Source organism: Gordonia sp. NPDC003425 (assembly GCF_053588635.1).
On the sequence record NZ_JBSFQI010000006.1, the window covers coordinates 142,487 to 162,314 of the forward strand.

19 protein-coding genes are annotated in these 19,828 nt (G+C 67.8%); 14 read left to right on the forward strand and 5 right to left on the reverse strand.

Features of this window, described 5'->3' with window-relative positions:
- The first annotated feature begins 2 nt into the window (after positions 1-2).
- Together ACWDTD_RS09690 and ACWDTD_RS09695 are read left to right on the forward strand one after the other, a co-directional pair.
- On the forward strand, positions 3-1,649 hold the full coding sequence (locus ACWDTD_RS09690; protein ID WP_449746878.1) for an acyl-CoA synthetase: 1,647 nt from the start codon (positions 3-5) through the stop codon (positions 1,647-1,649).
- 4 nt (positions 1,650-1,653) lie between these two features.
- Positions 1,654-2,799 carry an NAD(P)H-dependent flavin oxidoreductase gene (locus tag ACWDTD_RS09695; RefSeq protein WP_449746879.1) on the forward strand — a complete coding sequence of 382 codons (1,146 nt, stop codon included), beginning with the start codon at positions 1,654-1,656 and terminating at the stop codon, positions 2,797-2,799.
- A 243-nt stretch (positions 2,800-3,042) separates the two neighbouring features.
- Here the strand turns inward: ACWDTD_RS09695 and ACWDTD_RS09700 are convergent, their stop codons facing one another.
- The gene (locus tag ACWDTD_RS09700; protein ID WP_449746880.1) at positions 3,043-4,176 is read right to left on the reverse strand and encodes an acyl-CoA dehydrogenase family protein; all 1,134 of its coding nucleotides are present in this window, start codon (positions 4,174-4,176) and stop codon (positions 3,043-3,045) included.
- Between the two features lie 33 nt (positions 4,177-4,209).
- Positions 4,210-5,412, reverse strand: a complete 1,203-nt coding sequence (locus tag ACWDTD_RS09705) for an acyl-CoA dehydrogenase family protein (RefSeq protein ID WP_449746881.1) — start codon at positions 5,410-5,412, stop codon at positions 4,210-4,212.
- 107 nt (positions 5,413-5,519) lie between these two features.
- Here ACWDTD_RS09705 and ACWDTD_RS09710 point away from each other — a divergent pair, with 107 nt between their 5' ends.
- The 12 genes from ACWDTD_RS09710 (at position 5,520) to ACWDTD_RS09765 (ending at position 17,169) form a co-directional block, all read left to right on the forward strand.
- The gene (locus ACWDTD_RS09710; RefSeq protein ID WP_449746882.1) at positions 5,520-5,708 is read left to right on the forward strand and encodes a ferredoxin; all 189 of its coding nucleotides are present in this window, start codon (positions 5,520-5,522) and stop codon (positions 5,706-5,708) included.
- An 88-nt stretch (positions 5,709-5,796) separates the two neighbouring features.
- Positions 5,797-6,687, forward strand: coding sequence for a 3-oxoacyl-ACP reductase (locus ACWDTD_RS09715; RefSeq protein WP_449746883.1), 891 nt, complete (start codon positions 5,797-5,799; stop codon positions 6,685-6,687).
- A 61-nt stretch (positions 6,688-6,748) separates the two neighbouring features.
- Positions 6,749-7,513, forward strand: coding sequence for an MlaE family ABC transporter permease (locus ACWDTD_RS09720; RefSeq protein WP_449747007.1), 765 nt, complete (start codon positions 6,749-6,751; stop codon positions 7,511-7,513).
- Between the two features lie 3 nt (positions 7,514-7,516).
- Positions 7,517-8,368, forward strand: coding sequence for an MlaE family ABC transporter permease (locus tag ACWDTD_RS09725; RefSeq protein ID WP_449746884.1), 852 nt, complete (start codon positions 7,517-7,519; stop codon positions 8,366-8,368).
- 2 nt (positions 8,369-8,370) lie between these two features.
- Positions 8,371-9,549 (forward strand): MCE family protein, encoded by a 1,179-nt coding sequence (locus tag ACWDTD_RS09730; RefSeq protein WP_449746885.1) that lies wholly within the window; start codon positions 8,371-8,373, stop codon positions 9,547-9,549.
- A complete protein-coding gene (locus tag ACWDTD_RS09735; RefSeq protein WP_449746886.1) occupies positions 9,542-10,606 on the forward strand; it encodes an MCE family protein in 1,065 nt (354 codons plus the stop codon). Before ACWDTD_RS09730 ends, ACWDTD_RS09735 begins: the two co-directional genes overlap by 8 nt.
- Entirely contained in the window at positions 10,603-11,748 is a 1,146-nt protein-coding gene (locus ACWDTD_RS09740; protein WP_449746887.1) for an MCE family protein, read from the forward strand. The genes ACWDTD_RS09735 and ACWDTD_RS09740 overlap by 4 nt, the downstream gene beginning before the upstream one ends.
- Before the next feature lies 1 nt (position 11,749).
- Complete coding sequence (locus ACWDTD_RS09745) at positions 11,750-13,021, forward strand: MCE family protein (RefSeq protein ID WP_449746888.1); 1,272 nt, start codon at positions 11,750-11,752, stop codon at positions 13,019-13,021.
- Positions 13,021-14,253, forward strand: coding sequence for an MCE family protein (locus ACWDTD_RS09750; RefSeq protein ID WP_449746889.1), 1,233 nt, complete (start codon positions 13,021-13,023; stop codon positions 14,251-14,253). The genes ACWDTD_RS09745 and ACWDTD_RS09750 overlap by 1 nt, the downstream gene beginning before the upstream one ends.
- The gene (locus ACWDTD_RS09755) at positions 14,250-15,674 is read left to right on the forward strand and encodes an MCE family protein (RefSeq protein ID WP_449746890.1); all 1,425 of its coding nucleotides are present in this window, start codon (positions 14,250-14,252) and stop codon (positions 15,672-15,674) included. Before ACWDTD_RS09750 ends, ACWDTD_RS09755 begins: the two co-directional genes overlap by 4 nt.
- Complete coding sequence (locus tag ACWDTD_RS09760) at positions 15,671-16,483, forward strand: hypothetical protein (protein WP_449746891.1); 813 nt, start codon at positions 15,671-15,673, stop codon at positions 16,481-16,483. The genes ACWDTD_RS09755 and ACWDTD_RS09760 overlap by 4 nt, the downstream gene beginning before the upstream one ends.
- Positions 16,483-17,169 carry a hypothetical protein gene (locus ACWDTD_RS09765; RefSeq protein WP_449746892.1) on the forward strand — a complete coding sequence of 229 codons (687 nt, stop codon included), beginning with the start codon at positions 16,483-16,485 and terminating at the stop codon, positions 17,167-17,169. Before ACWDTD_RS09760 ends, ACWDTD_RS09765 begins: the two co-directional genes overlap by 1 nt.
- 33 nt (positions 17,170-17,202) lie before the next feature.
- Here the strand turns inward: ACWDTD_RS09765 and ACWDTD_RS09770 are convergent, their stop codons facing one another.
- The 3 genes from ACWDTD_RS09770 to mhuD form a co-directional block, all read right to left on the reverse strand.
- On the reverse strand, positions 17,203-18,705 hold the full coding sequence (locus ACWDTD_RS09770; protein WP_449746893.1) for an aldehyde dehydrogenase: 1,503 nt from the start codon (positions 18,703-18,705) through the stop codon (positions 17,203-17,205).
- Between the two features lie 94 nt (positions 18,706-18,799).
- A complete protein-coding gene (locus tag ACWDTD_RS09775) occupies positions 18,800-19,417 on the reverse strand; it encodes an LON peptidase substrate-binding domain-containing protein (RefSeq protein WP_449747008.1) in 618 nt (205 codons plus the stop codon).
- Positions 19,418-19,469: 52 nt separating this feature from the next.
- Positions 19,470-19,778: a mycobilin-forming heme oxygenase MhuD gene (mhuD, locus tag ACWDTD_RS09780; protein ID WP_449746894.1), complete on the reverse strand. Its 309-nt coding sequence runs from the start codon at positions 19,776-19,778 to the stop codon at positions 19,470-19,472.
- Between the last annotated feature and the right edge of the window lie 50 nt (positions 19,779-19,828).

Sequence of the window (19,828 nt, forward strand, 5' to 3'; positions counted from 1 at the left end):
GCATGGCCATGCACATCGCCGATCTCATCGAGCACGCCGTCGACCTCGTGCCCGAGCGGGTGGCGCTCGAATCCGACAACCAGGTGCTCACCTACGCGGAGGTGGAATCACAGGCCAACGCGCTGGCGCACACCCTGCGTCAGCTGGGCGTCGAACCCGGCGACGCGGTGGGCCTGTACAGCCGAAACACCATCGAATGCGTCATCGCGATGATCGCCGTCTTCAAGGCGCGCGCGGTGATGGTCAACGTCAACTACCGCTACGTGCTCGCCGAACTCGAGCACATCGTCGGCGACTCGGGCATGAAGGTACTCATCTACGAACGCCAGTACGGTGAGAACGCGGTGAACGTGTTCTCGAATGCGCCGGCGCTCGAGCACCTCATCATGCTCGACGACGACAGCGGCGTGCCCGTCCCGGAGGGCGCGCTCACCTACGACGAGGCGATCGCGCGGGGGTCGGCCGAACGTGACTTCGAGGAGCGGTCCAACGACGACCTCTACATGCTCTACACCGGAGGCACCACCGGTGCGCCCAAGGGCGTCGTGTGGCGGCAGGAGGACATCTGGCGGGTGCTCGGCGGCGGCATCGACTTCTACACCGGCGACCCGATCGACGACGAATGGAAGCTGGCCCGCGACGGTGCGCAGCACCCCCAGCTGGTGCGCTATCCCATCCCGCCGTTCATCCACGGCGGCTCCCAGTGGGCGGTGTTCCAGGCCTTGTTCGCCGGCGGAAAGGCGATCATCTACCCCGACTTCGGGGGGCGCCTCGCCTGGGAGATCGTCGAGCGACACAAGGTCAACGTCGTGATGATCACCGGCGACGCGATGGCCCGGCCGATGGCCGACGCGCTCGCGGAGAGTCTGGCCGGTGACCGTCCTTACGACACGTCGTCGATGATCACGGTGGCATCGTCGGCGGCGCTGTTCTCCGCGACCATCAAGGACCGGCTGCTCGACATGCTGCCGAATCTGATCGTGGTGGACGCGATCGGTTCGTCGGAAACAGGTTTCGCCGGAATGGATTTCGCGAAGAAGGGCCAGTCGCACGCCGGGGCACCCCGCGTGGTGGCCGACAAGGAGGCGGTGGTGCTGCGTGCCGACGGCACCCGCACGCAACCGGGCGGCGGCGAGGTGGGTGTGCTCGCGAGGTCGGGGCATATCCCGCTGCGGTATCACAACGACCCGGAGAAGACCGAACGCACCTTCAAGGTGTACGACGGTGTGCGCTATGCGATTCCGGGCGATCAGGCGGTGCTCGAGAGTGATGGCACCATCACCATGCTGGGACGTGGCTCGCAGTCGATCAACACCGGCGGGGAAAAGGTGTATCCCGAGGAGGTGGAGGCGGCGCTCAAGGCACATCCCGATGTGTTCGACGTGCTCGTCTTGGGAGTGCCCGATGAACGGTACGGTCAACGCGTGGCAGCGGTGGTGGCCACCCGCAATGATCGACGACCCACGGTGATCGACCTCAACAGCGTTGTGCGCGAGCACATTGCCGGATACAAGTGCCCGCGCAGCGTGTGGTTCGTGGATGAGGTGAAACGGTCACCGGCCGGCAAGCCGAACTATCGGTGGGGTACGCAGATCACCGAGTCCCGGCCGGCCGACGACTCGGTGCAGGTTCTCTCGGGAAGGGCGTGATCGGATGAGCGACAACATCGTCACCACGGCGCTGAGCGAACGGTTCGGCATCGACTATCCGATCTTCGGGTTCACGCCGAGCCAGGACGTGGCCGCCGCGTTGAGCCGGGCGGGCGGATTCGGCGTCCTGGGCTGCGTGCGCTTCAACGATCCGGCCGAGCTCGACGAGGTGCTCGAGTGGATGCACGAGCACACCGACGGCAGGCCGTTCGGGGTGGACGTCGTGATGCCGGCGAAGATCCCCACCGAGGGCAGCAAACTCGACCTCGAGTCGATGATCCCGCCGGAGCACCGCGCCTTCGTCGAACGCACTCTCGACGATCTCGGGGTGCCACCCCTGCCCGACGGGGAGCGCCTCGACGCCGGGGTGCTGGGATGGTTGCACTCGGTGGCACGCTCGCACGTCGACGTGGCGATGGAGCATGCGCGGAAGTACGGTCAGATCAAGCTCATCGCGAACGCCCTGGGGTCACCGCCGCCTGATGTGATCGCCGTGGCGCACGAGAACGGTGTGCAGGTGGCCGCGCTCGCCGGGGCGAAAGAGCATGCGCTGCATCATGTCGACGCCGGGGTCGACATCGTGATCGCGCAGGGATACGAGGGTGGTGGCCACACCGGTGAGGTGACCTCGATGGTGCTGTGGCCCGAACTGGTGGACGCGGTGGGGGATCGCGCGCCGGTGCTCGCCGCGGGCGGTGTCGGCAGCGGCAGGCAGATGGCGGCGGCGATCGCGCTCGGGGCCCAAGGCGTGTGGATGGGCACCTACTGGCTCACCGCGGCCGAGTACAAGCTGGGTGCGGTGGGTGATGGGCCGTCGACCGTGCAGAAGGCGCTGCTGGCGGCGTCGTCGCGAGACACCGTGCGACGTCGGATCTACTCGGGAAAGCCTGCGCGCCTGTTGAAGACGAAGTGGACCGATGCCTGGGACGCCGCGAACGCACCCGATCCGCTGCCCATGCCGCTGCAGAATCTCCTCGTCGCCGAGGCTCATTCGCGCATCTCGCACGCCGACGATCCCGATGTGGTCGCGATGCCCGCCGGGCAGATCGTCGGCCGGTGCAATGCCATCACCCCCGTCGCCGAACTCGTCGCCGATCTGGTGAGTGAGTACGAGGAATCGGTTGCGCGGCTGGGCAAGACGCTGGAGTAGCCGTTACCGTCGAGCGTGCCCGGATTCGCGTTGAGCGTGCCCGGTCTCGCGTTGAGCGTGCCCGGTCTCGTGTTGAGCGTGCCCGTCGGTGGTTTCGACAAGCTCAACCAGCGGATGTGGCTCAACCAGCGAAACTGGACACGCTCGACCAGCGGATGGGCACGCTCGACCGGCGGATGTGGGCGGGGGCGGGTGGATTCGACAAGCTCAACCAGCGAAACTGGGCACGCTCGACGGGGGCCGTCACGCAGGCTCGGTGGCCAGGGCATCTCCGATCCGGCGCAGCGCGGTGCTCGCCGAACCCAGGGTGAATTCGTTCTGCTTGGCGCGCAAGAAGAATCGGTGCGCGGGATGACTGGTGTCGAGGCCGACGCCGCCGTGCACATGCACGGTCGTATGCGCGACGCGGTGCCCTGCTTCGGCGGCCCAGAACTTGGCGGTGGCGATCGCGGTGCGCAGTTCGATGTCGGTCACCGCGGAGTCGGTGTGCGCCCCGGCCAGCAGCCATGCCGCCTGGGTGGTGGTCAGGGACAATCCCTGAGCGTCGATGTATCCGTCTGCCAGGCGTTGCGCGACCGCCTGAAAGGAGCCGATCGCCCGACCGAACTGTTCGCGCTCGCGCGCGTACTCGGCGGTGAGTTCGAGTGCGCGCGAGACGATTCCGGATTGCTCGGCACAGATTGCCAGGGTGAATCGATTCACGACGTCGTGTACCGCTGCCGCACCGCCGTCCAGGATGTCATCGCCGCCGATGCCGACATCGGCGAAATCGACCTGGGCGGTGGGGATGAGTCCGGTCGATGTGGTGGGCGTGACCGTCACGCCGTCCGCATCCGTGCGGACGACCACCACGACGGGGCCGTCGGCGCCGATCGCGTTGACGAGAAGAAGGTCGGCGGCCGGTGCGTAGGGGACATTCACCTTGGTCCCGGTGAGGACACCGTTGTCCGCGGTGGCCGCCGGCGAGGCGGGGTCGACGCCGAGGTCCTCCTCGAATGCGACGGTGACGATCAGCTCACCGCCGGCGCCGGGTCCGACGACCGTCTCGCGTAACGCGGTGCTGCCACGTGCGGCGATCAGCGGCATGGCGGTGAACGCGTGCGCCGCAAAAGGGACACGGGCCAAAGCGCGGCCCAATTGCTCGGCGACAACCATGTTCTCGACCGCGGTGAGATCGCCGCCGCGATCACCCGCGACGGCCGACGGCACCTCCAGGCCGAGAAGGCCCGCGGCGCCGAGTTCACGCCAGAGTTCGTGGTCGAGGGGCGCCCTGGTGACTTCGAGTTCGGCGACGCGCTCGGGCGAACTGATCTTGCCGACGATGTCGTGCGCCAGGCCGCGCACATCCTCGCCGGATTCGGGGAGAGTGAAATCCATTGTGTGGCTTCCTTCGAGGGTGAGGGATCTCGATCAGCGGCGCTGGTGGGGCAGCCCGAGGGCGAGCATCCCGATGATGTCGCGCTGGATCTCGTTGGTGCCGCCGCCGAACGTGAGGATCAGCGACGTGCGCTGATAGCGCTCGAGTCGGCCGGCCAGATGTGCGCCGACGCTGCCCTGCCGCAGTGTGGCGGCCGGGCCGAGGATCTCCATCAACAGCCGGTAGGCCTCGGTGGCGAATTCGGTGCCGAACACCTTGGTCGCCGACGCGTCGGCAGGGCTCGGCGACCCTCCGGATGAGGAGACCGAGGCGATCTTCCAGTTGATCAGTTTGAGGTACTCGACCTTCGCGTGGACGCGCGCGAGATTCGTCCGCACCCACGGGCTGTCGATGACGCGCTGCCCGTCGCCGGTCTTGGACTGCTGCGCCCACGCCACGGTCTCGCGCAGGGCGGTCTGAATCGGCGCCGCACTGCACAGCGCGACGCGCTCGTGGTTGAGCTGATTGGTCACCAGCGGCCAGCCGCCGCCCTCGTCGCCCACCAGCGCCGTGGTCGGCACCCGCACATCGGAGTAGTAGGTGGCGCTGGTGTCCACTCCCGACATCGTGTGCACCGGGGTGTAACTGAAGCCGGAACTGTCGGTGGGCACGATCAGCATGGATATCCCGCGATGCTTCTTGCCGCCGGGTTCACCGGTGGCCGGGTCGGTGCGACACGCCAGCCAGATGTAGTCGGCGTACTGCACCAGCGAGGTCCACATCTTCTGCCCGTTGACGACGTACTCGTCGCCGTCGCGCACGGCGGTGGTGCGCAGCGCGGCCAGGTCGGTCCCCGCGCCGGGCTCGGAGTACCCGATCGAGAAGTGCAGTTCGCCGGCGGCGATCCGCGGCAGGAAGAACGACTTCTGCTCCGGCGTCCCGTAATGCATGATCGTGGGCGCCACCGAGTTGATGGTCAGGAAGGGGACCGGCGCGCCGGCGATCGCGGCCTCGTCGGTGAAGATGAGCTGATCCATCATCGACCGGTTCTGGCCCCCGTATTCGGTGGGCCAGCCCAACGCCAGCCAGCCGTCGCGCCCCATCTGGGCCACCACGTCGCGGTAGGCGTCGCCCTCGCCCAGCTCACCGTCACCGCCGACGAGCGCGGCGCGGCGCTCCTCGGTCATCAGCCCGGCGAAATACGACCGGAGTTCCCGCCGCAACTGCGACTGTTCATCCGTGTATGCGATGCGCATGGGAACCCCGTCCGTCGTCGTGGGCACTCGCCAAGTTCTGAAACACGTTCTAACCTGTATCCACTCGGCCCGTCAACCATCGAGGCCGACAGCGAGGAGTGCTCCCAATGCGAATCAAGGCAGATTTCGACCTGTGCGAGTCCAACGCCGTGTGCGTGGGCCTGGCGCCGGACTTCTTCGACCTCGATGACGACGACTACCTGGTGATTCTCTCCGACGAGGTACCCGCCGACCGGGTGGAGGAGGTGCGGGCCGCAGTGGCCGGGTGCCCCAAGTCGGCGCTGTCGCTCGAGTGAGATCGATCGATCGAAAACCCACCTCCTCGTCCCGCCGCGCGGCTAACGTGTTAGAACAAGTTCTAGTTTCGTCGAGAGGGGTGTGGGGATGGTCGAGTCGCTCAGTGACCGGGTAGCGGTGGTGACCGGGGCGGGCGCCGGCCTCGGCCGGGCAGAAGCCATCGGACTGGCCACGGCCGGCGCGACCGTCATCGTCAACGACCTACCCGCAGCGCTCGCCGACAGCGACGTGACCGACGCCATCGCCGCGGCGGGTGGTACGGCCGTGCAGGTACCCGGTGACATCTCCGACTCGGCCACCGCCACCGAGATCATGCGGACCGCTACTGAGGACCTCGGACGACTCGACATCGTGGTGAGCAACGCCGGAGTGGTCCGCGACAAGATGCTCTTCAACCTCACCGACGACGACTGGGACCTGGTGATCCGGGTACACCTGCGCGGCCACTTCCTGCTCAACCGCAACGCCGCCGTGCACTGGCGGTCGGAGTCGAAGAAGGCGGGCGCCCCGGTCTACGGCCGGCTGATCAACACCTCGTCGGAGGCCGGTCTGTTCGGGCCGCCCGCGCAGGCGAACTACGGTGCCGCCAAGGCGGGTATCACCGCACTCACGTTGTCGGCGTCACGCGCACTGAAGTCCTACGGGGTGCGCGCCAACGCGATCTGTCCGCGCGCACGGACCGCGATGACCGCCGACGTCTTCGGCGCCGCACCCGACGACGGCGTCGATCCGCTGGCACCCGACCACGTCGTGCGTCTCGTCACATTTCTCGCATCCGAGGACGCCGATGCCATCACCGGTCAGGTGTTCGTGGTGCACGGTCGGCAGGTCACCCTGATGGCCGCACCCACCGTCGACAAGGTCTTTCGCGCCGACGGCGACGCGTGGGACGACGACGATCTGGCGAAGACCCTCGTGGCGTACTTCGCCGATCGTGATCCCGACCGGACATTCTCGGCGACGGGGCTGGTCAACTGACCCACTGGACATTCTGTGGCGTGCTAGTTTCGCGAGTGTCCGAAGGGTGAGGAGTGCTGGTTTGGTTGGCTGGCTTGCTGGCCCCATGGAGGGCGTGGGTGATTTCGTCGCACTTGGCGTCGATTCCTCGCGAGAACTCTTCCGCCGGCCGTTCCAGTGGCGCGAAACCGTAGAGCAGTCATGGGCCATCGCCCGGGTGTCGATGATGCCGACACTGCTCGTCGCCATCCCGTTCACCGTCCTGGTCAGTTTCACGCTCAACATCCTGCTGCGTGAGATCGGCGCGCAGGACCTCTCGGGCGCCGGGGCCGCATTGGGCACCATCACACAGATCGGCCCGATCGTCACCGTGCTGATCGTGGCAGGTGCCGGCGCCACCGCCATTTGCGCCGACCTGGGCGCCCGCACCATCCGCGAGGAGATCGACGCGATGAAGGTGCTCGGCATCGACCCCGTGCATCGGCTCGTCGTACCGCGGATCATCGCGTCGACCGGCGTCGCGGTGCTGCTCAACAGCCTTGTGTGCACCATCGGCATCGGCGGCGGGTTCATGTTTTCTGTCTATCTCCAGGATGTGAATCCCGGCGCATTCATCGCTAGTCTTACGCTCCTCACCGGCTTCAGCGAGCTGATGATCTCGATGGTGAAAGCGGCCCTGTTCGGGCTCTTCGCCGGGATGGTGGGGTGCTACCAGGGACTGAACGTGAAGGGCGGTGCGAAGGGTGTCGGTGACGCGGTCAACGAAACCGTCGTCTACTCCTTCATGGCCCTTTTCGTCGTCAACGTGGTGGTCACCGCCGTCGGTATCAAGGCGACGGCGGGCTGAGCGATGGTCCTTCCGTTCACCACCCGATTACAGACGGCCCGCGTCGCGGTGAAACGCGCGGGCGAGGACTGGAATCAAATCGGTGACCAAGCACTGTTTTATTGGGACAGCATTATCGCCATCCCGCGCGCCCTGAGGCAGTACAAGAAGGAGACGCTGCGGCTGATCGCGGAGATCTCGATGGGGTCCGGTGCGCTCGCCATGATCGGCGGAACGGTGGTGGTGGTGGGGTTCCTCACGCTGTTCACCGGCGGCACCATCGCGGTGCAGGGCTACAGCTCGCTGGCCAACATCGGTGTGGAGGCGCTCACCGGGTTCTTCTCCGCCTTCATCAACGTCCGCATCGCGGTGCCGGTGATCGCGGGTATCGCGCTCGCGGCCACGATCGGGGCGGGTGCCACCGCGCAACTCGGCGCCATGCGCGTCAGCGAGGAGATCGACGCGCTCGAGACGATGGCGATCTCGTCGATCCCGTTTCTGGTGAGTACCCGCATCGTGGCGGGGATGATCGCGATCATCCCGCTCTACTCCCTGGCGTCGCTGGCCGCGTTCCTCGCGAGCCGCTTCGCCACGGTGTTCCTGTACGGACAGTCCTCCGGCGTCTACGACCACTACTTCGACACCTTCCTGATCCCGTCGGACATCCTGTGGTCATTTGTGCAGGCCATCTGCATGGCGATCGCGGTGATGCTCATCCACACCTACTACGGCTACAACGCCGGCGGCGGTCCGGTGGGGGTGGGCGTCGCCGTGGGCAACGCGGTCCGCGCCTCACTGGTCGTCGTCGTCGCGATCACCCTGCTCACCTCGCTGGCCATCTACGGGGCCGACGGCAAATTCAACCTGGCGGGCTGACGATGGTGCGACGTGCCGAACGCAGCCCTCGGGTCCGCAAGACCGCCGCGGTCATCATGGTCGGCGCCATCGTCGCGGTGATCGTCGGCGCAGCCGCGCAGTTCCTCGGCTGGTTCGCCGACACCCAGCACGTCACGCTGATCTCCCCGCACGCCGGCCTGGTGATGAGTCCCGACGCCAAGGTGACACTACGTGGCGTGCCGGTGGGACGGGTGGGGTCGATCACGCAGCGTGACGGACACGCGGTGCTCGCACTCGACATCGACACCGCCCAGATCGCCCACATCCCCGGCAACGTGACCGCCGACATCAAGTCCAACACCGTCTTCGGCGCCAAGGCGGTGACTCTTGTGGTGCCCGAATCCGGGCCGCAGGGCCGGTTGCGTGGCGGCGACGTGATCGAGGCCGACCACGTGGTGGTGGAGCTCAACACCGTGTACCAGCAGCTGGTCAACGTGCTCGCCGACCTGCAGCCCGACAAGCTCAACGCCGTGATGGGCGCGGTCAACACGGCCCTGTCGGGACACGGCGCCCACATCGGTGCGGCGCTCGATCAGCTGTCGGATCTGCTGGCGACGACCAATCCGCACCTGCCCGCCCTCGACGAGACGCTGCGGCAGACCGCCGGCGCCACCGACGTGTACGCCGACGCCATGCCGGATCTGATGCGCACGGTGGACAACGCCACGTTCGTCGGTGACACCCTGGTGGCCAACTCACGCAACCTCGACGCGTTGCTCATCAACGCGACGGGGATGGCCGACACGATCGACGGGGTGCTGGCCCCGAGCAAGGCGACGCTGATCGCCGAGTTGCAGGATCTCAACCCGGTGTCGCAGCTGCTCGGTGCGCAGGCCCCCGGGATCAAGTGTTTCCTCACCGCGTCGGCCAGTGCGGCCGAGCTCGCCCAGCCGCTGCTCGGCGGCAAGAACGACAACCTCCTGCTGTATGCGGGCCTGCAGCCGGGCACCGACCCGTACACCTATCCGGAGAGCCTGCCGCTGGTGGCCGCCGCGGGACCCCCGACGTGTGCGGGCGCACTGGGCAACCCGACGACCAAGGAGCACACCGGCTTCTACGTGACCGATAACGCGCCGGTGCCCTACCAGCCTCGCACCACCCCAAAGCTCAACGGCCAGAAGCTCTTCCAGTTGTTGTTCGGGGAGCCGCCGCGTGGATAACCGTTCGCGCGCGTTCCGCGCCACCGCGATCAAGCTGGCCGCGTTCGCGGTGGTGATGATCCTCGTGTTCGTCGGACTCGTGGTGGTGTTCAGCAACTACCGGCCCGGTTCGTCCGACGACTACACCGCCGTGTTCACCAGCGCGTCGGAGATGAAATCGGGCTCCAAGGTGAAGATCGCGGGCGTCGAGGTGGGCACCGTCGACAAGGTGGCGCTCAACCGCGACAACGACGCCGTGGTGTCGTTCAGCGTCGACGAGAAATACCGGCTCCCCGCGTCGGTGCGCGCCCTGATCCGTTACGAGAACCTCACCGGCGACCGCTACCTCGAACTCGCGCAGGGCACCGGCGACCCCAGCGACGTACTGTCCGCGGGAGCCACCATCCCCATCGGCCAGACCGAACCCGCCCTCGACCTCGACAAGCTGCTCGGCGGATTCAAACCCTTGTTCCGCACCCTCGACGCCGACGAGGTGAACACGCTGTCGGCCTCGCTGATCGAGGTGTTCCAGGGCCGCGCACAGCGCGAGGCGCTGACCGACCTGCTCACCGAGACGGCGTCGTTCACCGGCGCGCTCGCCGACAAGGACCGCCTGATCGGCGAGGTGATCGACAACCTCAACGAGGCGCTCGGCACCCTCGACGGCGACAAGCACGGCCTCGACGTGAGCATCGACCAGCTCCAGCAGCTGATCACCGGACTCTCCGCCCAGCGCGGCGCCATCGGCAACTCGCTGACCCAGACCGCGCAGGCCACCACCGGTCTGGCCGACCTGCTCGGCGCCACCCGACCCGATCTGCAACAGATGATCACCAACACCGGATCGACGTCGGCCGAACTACTCAAGGCCGAGCCCTACCTGCGGTCACTGCTCGACCGGCTGCCCTCCGACTACAAGAAGCTGTCGAACCTCGGCAGCTACGGCGCGTGGCTGCAGATCTTCTTCTGCCGCATCCGGTTGCTGCTGTCGGGGCCCGACGGCAAGCAGTACTTCTTCACCGCGATCAACGTCATGGGCGACACCACCAAAGCGGGCGGGCGGTGCGCGGCCACATGAGCAGCAGGATGCGGATCGGTGTGATCGGGGTGGTGGTCACCGCGCTTGTGGTGATCGTGGCGATGCAGATGGACCGCCTGCCCTACCTGTCGCCGATCAGTACCTACACCGCCTATTTCGACGACGCCGGCGGCCTCGTCAGTGGCGACATCGTGACGGTGTCGGGGGTCAAGGTGGGCACCGTCACCAAGATCGCGCTGGCACCGACGCCGCAGGGCACCAAGGCCGCGGTGACGTGGACGATGGACGACACCGTGATCATGGGCACCGACACGCAGGCGGCCGTCAAGACCGAAACGGTGCTCGGCCGACGGAATCTGACGGTGGTGCCGCACGGCGGCGGCCGCATCAGGCCCGGGGGAGAGATCCCCAACCGCAACACCATCGCGCCGTACTCGCTGAGCGACGCGCTCGACGTCTCCACCAACACGCTCTCGCGCACCGACACCGACCAACTCAACAAGGCGCTCGACACCTTGTCGTTCACGTTCTCCGAGACACCCGACGGGGTGCGCGGCGCCGTCGACGGGGTGTCGAGACTGTCGAAGGCCATCGCCGACCGCGACAACACCCTGCGTGAGCTGCTCGCGAAGGCGAGCGGTGTCACCCGCATCGTCGGTGACCGCAGCAAACAGATCAACCAGATGCTCGTCGACGCCAACGCGTTGCTCGGCGAACTCGACTTCCGGCGGGCCGCCATCGCACAGCTACTCACCGGCACCCGGGACGTGGCCGCGCAGATCTCCGGATTCATCGCCGACAACAACGCACAACTCACCCCGGTGCTCGACAAACTCAACGCCGTCACGCGGATCCTCAACGACAACGAGGCGAACCTGAAGGAGACCATCGACCGGCTAGGCCCGTACGCGAACGCGCTCGGCGAGGCGGTGGCGTCGGGACCACGCTTCGAATCCCTGGTGGGCATCCCGACGTTCGGTGATTACACCGCGACGTTCATGAAGATCCTGCAGCAGAAGTACCCCGAGGTGGCCAAGGCGTTCTCCTACAGCGGTTTCCCGCTGCTGCCCCAGGCGTGGAGCGTCGCCCCGCCCACCCCGCAGTACCCGCCGGGCCAACCGGCCCCGTCGCCCACGTACCCGACGCCCCCGCCGGCCACCTCACCCCGGGGAGGTGGCTGACATGGCGATGCGACCGTCGGTGAGTCTGAGCCGGAAATCGTGGACGATCGCCGCGCTGGTGGTGGCGCTCGCGGTGGCCGCGGTGCTCGGCTACGCCGCCTACGGCCGGGCCACCACCAAGACGTTCACCGCCTACTTCGCGTCGGTCAACGGGCTCTACCAGGGCGATCCGGTCCGGGTGATCGGCGTCGACGTCGGCCGGGTGGCCGCCATCACCCCGCGCGCCAGCGATGTGAAGGTCACCCTCGAGGTCGACAAATCCACGCCGATCCCCGCCGACGCGCGCGCGGTGATCGTCGCCCAGAGCCTCGTGTCGGGCCGGTTCATCCAGCTTTCCCCGGTGTACGCCGGCGGAGCGCAACTCGGTGACGGGGCCGCAATCCCGATGGAACGCACCGCCGTCCCGATGGAGTGGGACGACGTGAAGCGCCAGCTCGGCGAACTCACTAAGGCGGTGGGCCCCGACGGCGCCGACAAGGGGTCGGCGGCGCGGGCCATCGACGTCGCCGACGCGAACCTCGAGGGCAACGGCCCGGGCATCAACAGCTCGATCACCGAGATGTCCGATGTGCTGACCACCTTGTCATCGGGGCGCGACGACCTCTTCGCCACCATCCGCAACCTGCAGAAACTCACCGACGCGCTCTCCACGAGCCACGAGGAACTCGTCCAGTTCAACGGGCGGATGGCGTCGGTGAACGATGTCCTCGCCGACAACACCACCGCCCTCGACGGGGCGATGCACAACCTCGACTCGGCGATGACCGACGTCCAGACCTTCATCGCCCAGAACAAGCAGGCGCTGACCTCCTCGGTCGCCGGCCTGGCCACCACCACCCGCATCCTCGCCGAGAAGGACGAAAAGCTGCGGGGGCTGCTGCACTCGGCGCCCAACCAGCTGGCCAACTTCTACAACATCTACAACCCCCTGACCGGTGCACTGTCGGGGGTGTTCGGCCTCGGCATGGGCAACAACCTCATCGCCCTGCTGTGCGGCACCATGGAGGCCAACAACCGCCCGGGTCAGAGTGAAGCCGACGTCGCCAAATGCGTCGACGTCCTCGCGCCCCTGCTGTCGAACATCGCGGTGGCCTATCCGCCGTTCCTCTCCGATCCCGTCGTCGGCATCAGCGCGCTGCCCAGCCAGATCACCTACCAGAACGCGGACGTGAAGGCGCGCGCGCAGCAGGGCATCCGCGACCAGGACGCGCAGACCCGCCGCGGCAACGGGCCGTTGGGCGCGCTGCTCGTGCCGTGGGGAGGTGAAGGCTGATGCGGTCCGGTGGCACACGGCGCGCCGACCGCGTCCGGTTGGGCCTGACGCTGGTCGCGGTGACCCTGATCGCGTCGGCGTGTGGCTTCTCCGGGGCGTCGAGTCTGCCGGTGCCCGGCGCCCAGGGCACCGACAACGGCAGCTACCAGATCAGCGCGGTGATCCCGACCGCCTCCGGGCTCACCAACAACGCGCCCGTCATGATCGACGACGTCACCGTCGGCAGCGTCGGGCGCGTCACCGTCGGCCCCGACTGGCACGCGAACGTACCCATCCGGCTCAACCCGGGCGTCAAGGTGCCCGTCGGGTCGTACGTGATGGTCGGGATGACCAGCGTGCTCGGGTCCACGCATCTGTCGATCGTGCCGCCACCGCGCCCCCGCCAGGGGTATCTGCGCCCCGGCGACCAGATCCCGTTGCCGAACTGTCCGGAACAGGACAACATTCCGCCACCCGCCGGCGCGGCCCCGGTCGCCGACATCAACTCCGCACAGCAGGTTCCCCAGTGCGCCTTCCCGACCACCGAACAGGTACTCAGTGCGCTGTCGGTGGTGCTCAACGGCGGTGGATTATCGCAGCTGGGCGACGTCACCCACGAACTGAGCGAAATCCTCGGCGGCAACGCGAAGTCGATCCGCGCGCTGATACCCCGGCTCAACACGCTGGTCACCAACCTCAACGGCCAGACCGACAACATCATCGCGGCCATGGACGGTCTCAACCGCCTCACCGGCACCCTCAACGAGCAGGCCCCCACCGTGGAGAAGGCGCTCGCCGACGGCCCGCAGATCCTCGGCCTGCTCAACGACGAACGGGAGAAGTTCGTCGCCACCCTGGTGTCACTGGGCAAATTGTCGGCGACCACCAACGACGTCCTCGACGCCAACAGAGAGGACATCAAGACCATCGTCGCCAACCTCAACCCCGCGCTCGGCGGGCTGGCGGCGGCAGGCCCGGCGCTGCCGTCCTCGCTCCGGATCCTGCTGACCTTCCCGTTCCTGGAGGACACCATCCCGGACATCGTCAAGGGCGACTACGTGAACTCCGACCTGGTGCTCGACCTGACGGTGAACAAACTCAAGAGCTCGATCCTGATGACCAGCGGACTGGTCAGCCCCGAGGCCGTGGCCGGGGCACCGGCGGGGGCGGCCAAACGTGGTCTCGACCCGTTCACGTCGCCCCTGGTTCCCGGCGGCGCGCAAACCCCGCCTGCGCAGGCCGGTGGCCGATGAAGATCACCCGTTTCGTGCGCATGCAGTTGACGATCTTCACCATCGTCACCGTGATCGCGGTGGTGGCGATGGCCGTGTACTACGTGCGGGTGCCCGCGATGGTCGGCGTGGGCCGCTACCAGGTGCAGCTGCTGCTGCCGAGCACCGGCGGCCTCTATAAGAACGCGAACGTCAGCTTCCGCGGCGTCAACGTGGGGAAGGTCAGCGAGGTGCGACTGACGCCCGACGGTGTCGCGGCGACACTGTCGATCCGCAGCGGCACCGAGATCCCCGCGTCGTCGCAGGCCTCGGTGCGCAGCCAGTCGGCCGTGGGTGAACAGTTCGTCGAGTTCACGCCGCCCCCGGGCGCCAACGGCGACGGCGGCCACCTCCACGACGGATCGGTGGTGCACAGCACCGACATCCCGGTGGAGATCTCGTCGGTCCTCGACCAGGCCAACGCGTTGCTCGCCAAGGTGGGTGACACGAAGCTGCGCAACGTGATGGACGAGGCGTTCGGGGCGTTCAACGGCACCGGTGAGGACCTGCGCAGGCTCCTCGATTCGATGACGCTGCTCGTCGACGACGCCACCAAGAACGTCGACGTCACCATCGACCTGGTGGAACAGGCCGGGCCGCTGCTGGCCACGCAGACCGCCACCGCCGGAGCGATCCGTGCCTGGACGTCGGACGTGATGAAGGTGACCGACCAGTTGCGCGCGAACAACCCGGAGATCACCGACATCCTCACCAAGGGGCCGACGACGGCGGCGGTGTCGCAGCAGTTGTTCGCCGCGATGGATCAGACCCTGCCGATGCTGATCAGCAACCTCGGGGTGGCGTCGAAGACGCTGGCGGTTTATCTGCCCAATCTGCAGCAGGTGCTGGTGATCTACCCGCGGCTGATGAGTGCGCTGCTCACCGCCGTGAACTCGGGGTCGCCCGAGTACGGTCCCAGCGTCCTGTTCTCGCTGGGTCTGCAGGATCCGCCGCCGTGCACGGTGGGCTTCCTGCCACCATCACAGTGGCGGTCCCCGGCGATCCAGACAGCCCGCGATCTGCCGCCGGGACTGCTGTGCCGGTTGCCGCAGGATTCGTCGATCGCGGTGCGCGGCGCCCGCAATTTCCCGTGCGCCGAGTTCCCGGGGCGTCGTGCGGCCACGCCGGAGGGATGCCGGGAGGGCTACAAGCCGCTGTCGAACAACAACGTGCCGTTCCCCAACGGCATCCCGGGGGTGATCCCGGCGCCCACCGGCCAGACCACACCGGGATCGCCGTCGTCGTATGAGCCCGGACCCGCCGTGTACGGCACCACGTACGATCCGGAGTCGGGGGATTTCATCGGCCCCGACGGAAAGACCTACAACGCCGGGACCGGCCGGAACGAGCAGGGACGAGACAGCACGTGGCAGAGTCTGATCACCGACGGAGTGGGCCGGTGACCGGGCGCGCCACCGGCGCCACACCCGTGCGGTCGGCTCCGCTGCGCCGCAAACGCAAACCCGATCGGCCGGTGCCGGACACGCCCGCGACAGCCGAGCCGGGCACGCTCGACGGGGATCTGGGCACGGTCGACGGGGAAGTGGGCACGCTCGACGGGGATCCGGGCACGGTCGACGAGGATCCGGGCACGGTCGACGGGGAAGTGGGCACGGTCGACGGGGAAGTGGGCACGGTCGACGCCGGGCTGAGCTACCGCGAGCGGCGGGCGCGCAGGCAGGCCGGGGCGCCGGTCACGCGCACGGCCCGGGTGTCGCGCAGCCGTGCGCTCGGCCCGATCCTCGCGGTCACCGCCGCCGTGGTGGTGATCGTGGCCGCGACGGTGGCGTCGGTGCTGTTCGCGGTCGGTACCGCCCGCATCGACCACCGCAACGAGCTGCGCGCGGAGTACTCGGCGTTCGCGCGACAGATGACGATCAACCTCACCTCGCTCAACCCGGGCAACGTCGACAAGGCGCTGCAAACCGTGCAGGACAAGACGAGCGGGGCAGCCCAGCAACGTATCCGGCAGTCGATGGCCCAGGTGGTCAGCCTCATCCGTGACCAGAAGCAAACGGTGAGTTCGCAGATCATCAGCGATGCGGTGACGCGCTCGACGCCCGACGAGGGATCGGTGATCCTGGTCTACGGCTGGGAGATGCAGCCCCAGGACCCCAAGCAGGAGCTGGTGGTGCAGACGTTCCGGTGGCGGATAGACATCACCCGCATCAACGGGGACCTCAAGATGACCGACTTCGAGTGGGTCACCTGATGGCCGCCCTCACCGCGCGGATCGGGCGTCGATGGCTGACCGGCGCGATTCTCGGGCTACTCGTGGTCGCCTCGCTGGCGTCGGCCGGAATCCTCGGTTTCCGCTACTGGGACGCCCGCAGCGTGGAGACCGCGCGTGCGACGTCGCTCGCGGCGGCCCGCGACTACGCCACCACCATGTTCGGCTACGACCCGGTGAATGTGGCCGACCACGTCCAACGGTCGAAGGAAGCGGTCACCGGATCGGCCAAGTCGGAGTACGACAAACTCATCGCCAAGCCGCTGTCGGACTCCTCCGACGACTTCGTCGAGGGTGTGCGCAAGCAGCGTGTGGTGTCGCAGGCGGTGATCCAGGATGCCGGAGTGGTCGCCAACACCCGCGACACGTCGACCGTGCTGATCTTCATGAACCAGTCGGTCACCCGCAACGGCAAGGAACTCGTCCGGGTGGACCCGAGCCGGTTGACCTTCTCGATGGTCCAGCGTGACGGCCGCTGGCTGATCGAGACCATCGACGTCATCACCGACGACTCGTTCCGCAGCCGCATCTCCCGCACCCAGACGCCGCCGCCGGGAGCCATCCCGCTACCCGCACCGGGTTCGGCATCGGCCGCACCGACCAGCCCACAGCCGGGCTCACAGACGGGGGCGCCGGCACCGTCCTCGTCGACGATGCCGGCGCCCTGACCCGCCCGGGGGTTCTTCGCGCCGATTCGGCGCTCAGTCGTGGGGGCTCACCTCGTAGCCCAGCGGCAGCATCGTCGACTTGTGTTCGACGAACGATTCCAGACCCTCCGGACCGCATTCGCGGCCGATGCCGGAGTTCTTGTAGCCGCCGAACGGCGAACCGGGGTCGATGGCGTAGAAATTGATGCCGAACGTGCCGGTACGGATCTTCTCGGAGATGGCGATCCCGCGTTCGACGTCGGAGGTCCACACCGTGCCGGCCAGGCCGTAGTCGGAATCGTTGGCGATCGAGATGGCCTCATCGACGTCGTCGTAGGCGATCACCGAGAGCACCGGGCCGAAGATCTCCTCACGGGCGATCGTCATGTCGTTGGTGACGTCGCGGAAGATCGTCGGCGTGAGGAAGTAGCCGTCGTCGAGGCCGGCCGGTCGGGCGCCCTCCAGCGCCGCGGTGGCCCCGGCCCGCTTGCCCGCCTCGATGTAGCCCTCGATCTTGGTGCGCTGTTTCTCGCTGATCACCGGACCGAGTTGCGCTTCGGGGTCGTCGGGCAGGCCCACCTTCATGCCCTGCGCGGCGGTCACCATCGCCGCGACGATCTCGTCCTCACGGCTGCGTGGCACCAGCACACGGGTCTGCGCCACGCACGCCTGGCCGGTGTTGAACAGCCCGAGGAACACCATCATGGCGATGTTGTTCACGTCGACGTCGTCGAGCACGATGGCCGCCGATTTTCCGCCGAGTTCGAGCGAGCACCGCTTGAGCGATTCGGCGCAGGCCGCGCCGATCACCCTGCCCGCCGCGGTGGAGCCGGTGAACGTGATCTTGTCGACGTCGGGGTGTGCCACCAGCGCCTTGCCGGTGTCGGGACCGCCGGGAACCACCGAGATCACGCCCTCCGGAACACCGGCCTCGGTGAAGATCTCGGCGAGCAGGTTCGCGGTGAGCGGCGTTTCCGGCGCCGGTTTGAGCACCACCGAACAGCCCGCCGCGAGCGCGGCGCCGAACTTGTTGCACACGAGGAACAACGGCACGTTCCAGGCCGTGATGGCGCCGACCACGCCCACCGGTTCCCGGGTCACCCGGGTGGTGCCGAACATGCCCGTCCGGTACTCCTGCCAGGCGTAGTCGCGAGCGGCGTTGGCGTAGGCACGCAGCACGCCGGTCCCGGGGAGTTGCTGCAGCGTCGTCACCGCACTCGGTGGCGCGCCCATTTCGGCCGACACGATCCCGGTGATCTGTGCGCTGCGCTCCTCGATGAGCGCGGCAGCACGGTCGAGCACGTCGGCGCGTTCGGCGGGCGGGGTGTTGGCCCACACCCCGGAGTCCAGGGCGGCGCGCGCCGTGCGCACCGCGGTGTCCACGTCGGTGTCGTCGGCCAGCGGCACCGATCCGACGCGCTGTCCGGTGGCCGGTGAGTACACCTCGAGGGTTTCGGTGGAATGCGGCGCCACCCAGCGGCCGCCGATGTAGAGCGAGGGCTGCTCGATGGGCGGGGACTGGTCGCTCGACGGTCGGGACTCGACGGTCTGGGTCATCCATGCTCCTCGGTTGTGAACTGCGGCAGATGTGAACTGCGGCACAACCGATACTAGAACACGTTCTAACTCTGCGGCAGGGGGTCGGCAGGGTTCAGTTGCCGAAACGCACCCGCGCCGCGATGCCGTCGACCGCGTCGGCCAGGACGAGCACCTGACTCGCACGATCAGGTGCCTCCAGCAGCGACTGACGGTCGGCCGGTCCGATGGGCAGCCGCGCTGCCCAGCCGAACACACCCACCTCGTCGAGGTCGGCGGCGTCGAAGGCGGGCATCGCCGCCGGCAGGTCCGCGCCGCGACGCGCGTACGCCTCACCGATCACCTCGCGGATCGTCGCGCCGATGGCCAGGAGCCGATCGCGGTCATCGGCCGTGCCCCGCCGACCCGGCAGCGAGCGGACCCGTGCCCGCGGATAGGGGTCGTCGGGCAACCATTCGATCACCTCGAACAGCCCGCCACCGGTGCAGGTCAGGAGGGCCTCTCCGTCGGGTTCGCGCGCCACCTCGTCGATCATCGCGAAGGTGCCCACATCGTGGCGCACATCCCCGCCGCCGACCTCCGAACCGCGAGCGATCAGCACGACACCGAAGCGCGGGGGGCCGAAGCGCCGCGGACCGTCGAGGCAATCGGTCAGCATCTGCCGGTAGCGGGGCTCGAAGATGCGCAGCGGCAGTTCCTCACCCGGCAGCAACACGGTGCCGAGCGGGAACATCGCCTCCGTTGTGATGCCGTCCACGGCGCGGTCGTTGCCGAGGGCGTCTGTGTCAGGCGGAGGGCTTGGCGTCGAGCACGACCTCGAACTCGAGGAGGTCTGCACCCGAGGCGACCGGCTTCGCGCGCTCACCGGCGTGCGCCTCGCGCGCCGGGCCGGCCGCCCACGCCTGGAAGTCTTCCTCGGACTCCCACTGGGTCACGACGAAGTATCGGTCGTCGCCCTTGACCGGGCGCAGCAACTGGAAGCCGAGAAAGCCCTTGGAGCCGTCGACGGAGTGCGCGCGGTGGGCGAACCGCTTCTCGAGTTCGGGGCCCGCGCCCTCGGGGACATGGATTGCGTTGATCTTGACCACTGCCATAGCGCCCACCCTATCGGCCTCACCGCGATGCGATGGTGGCTGCACTAACC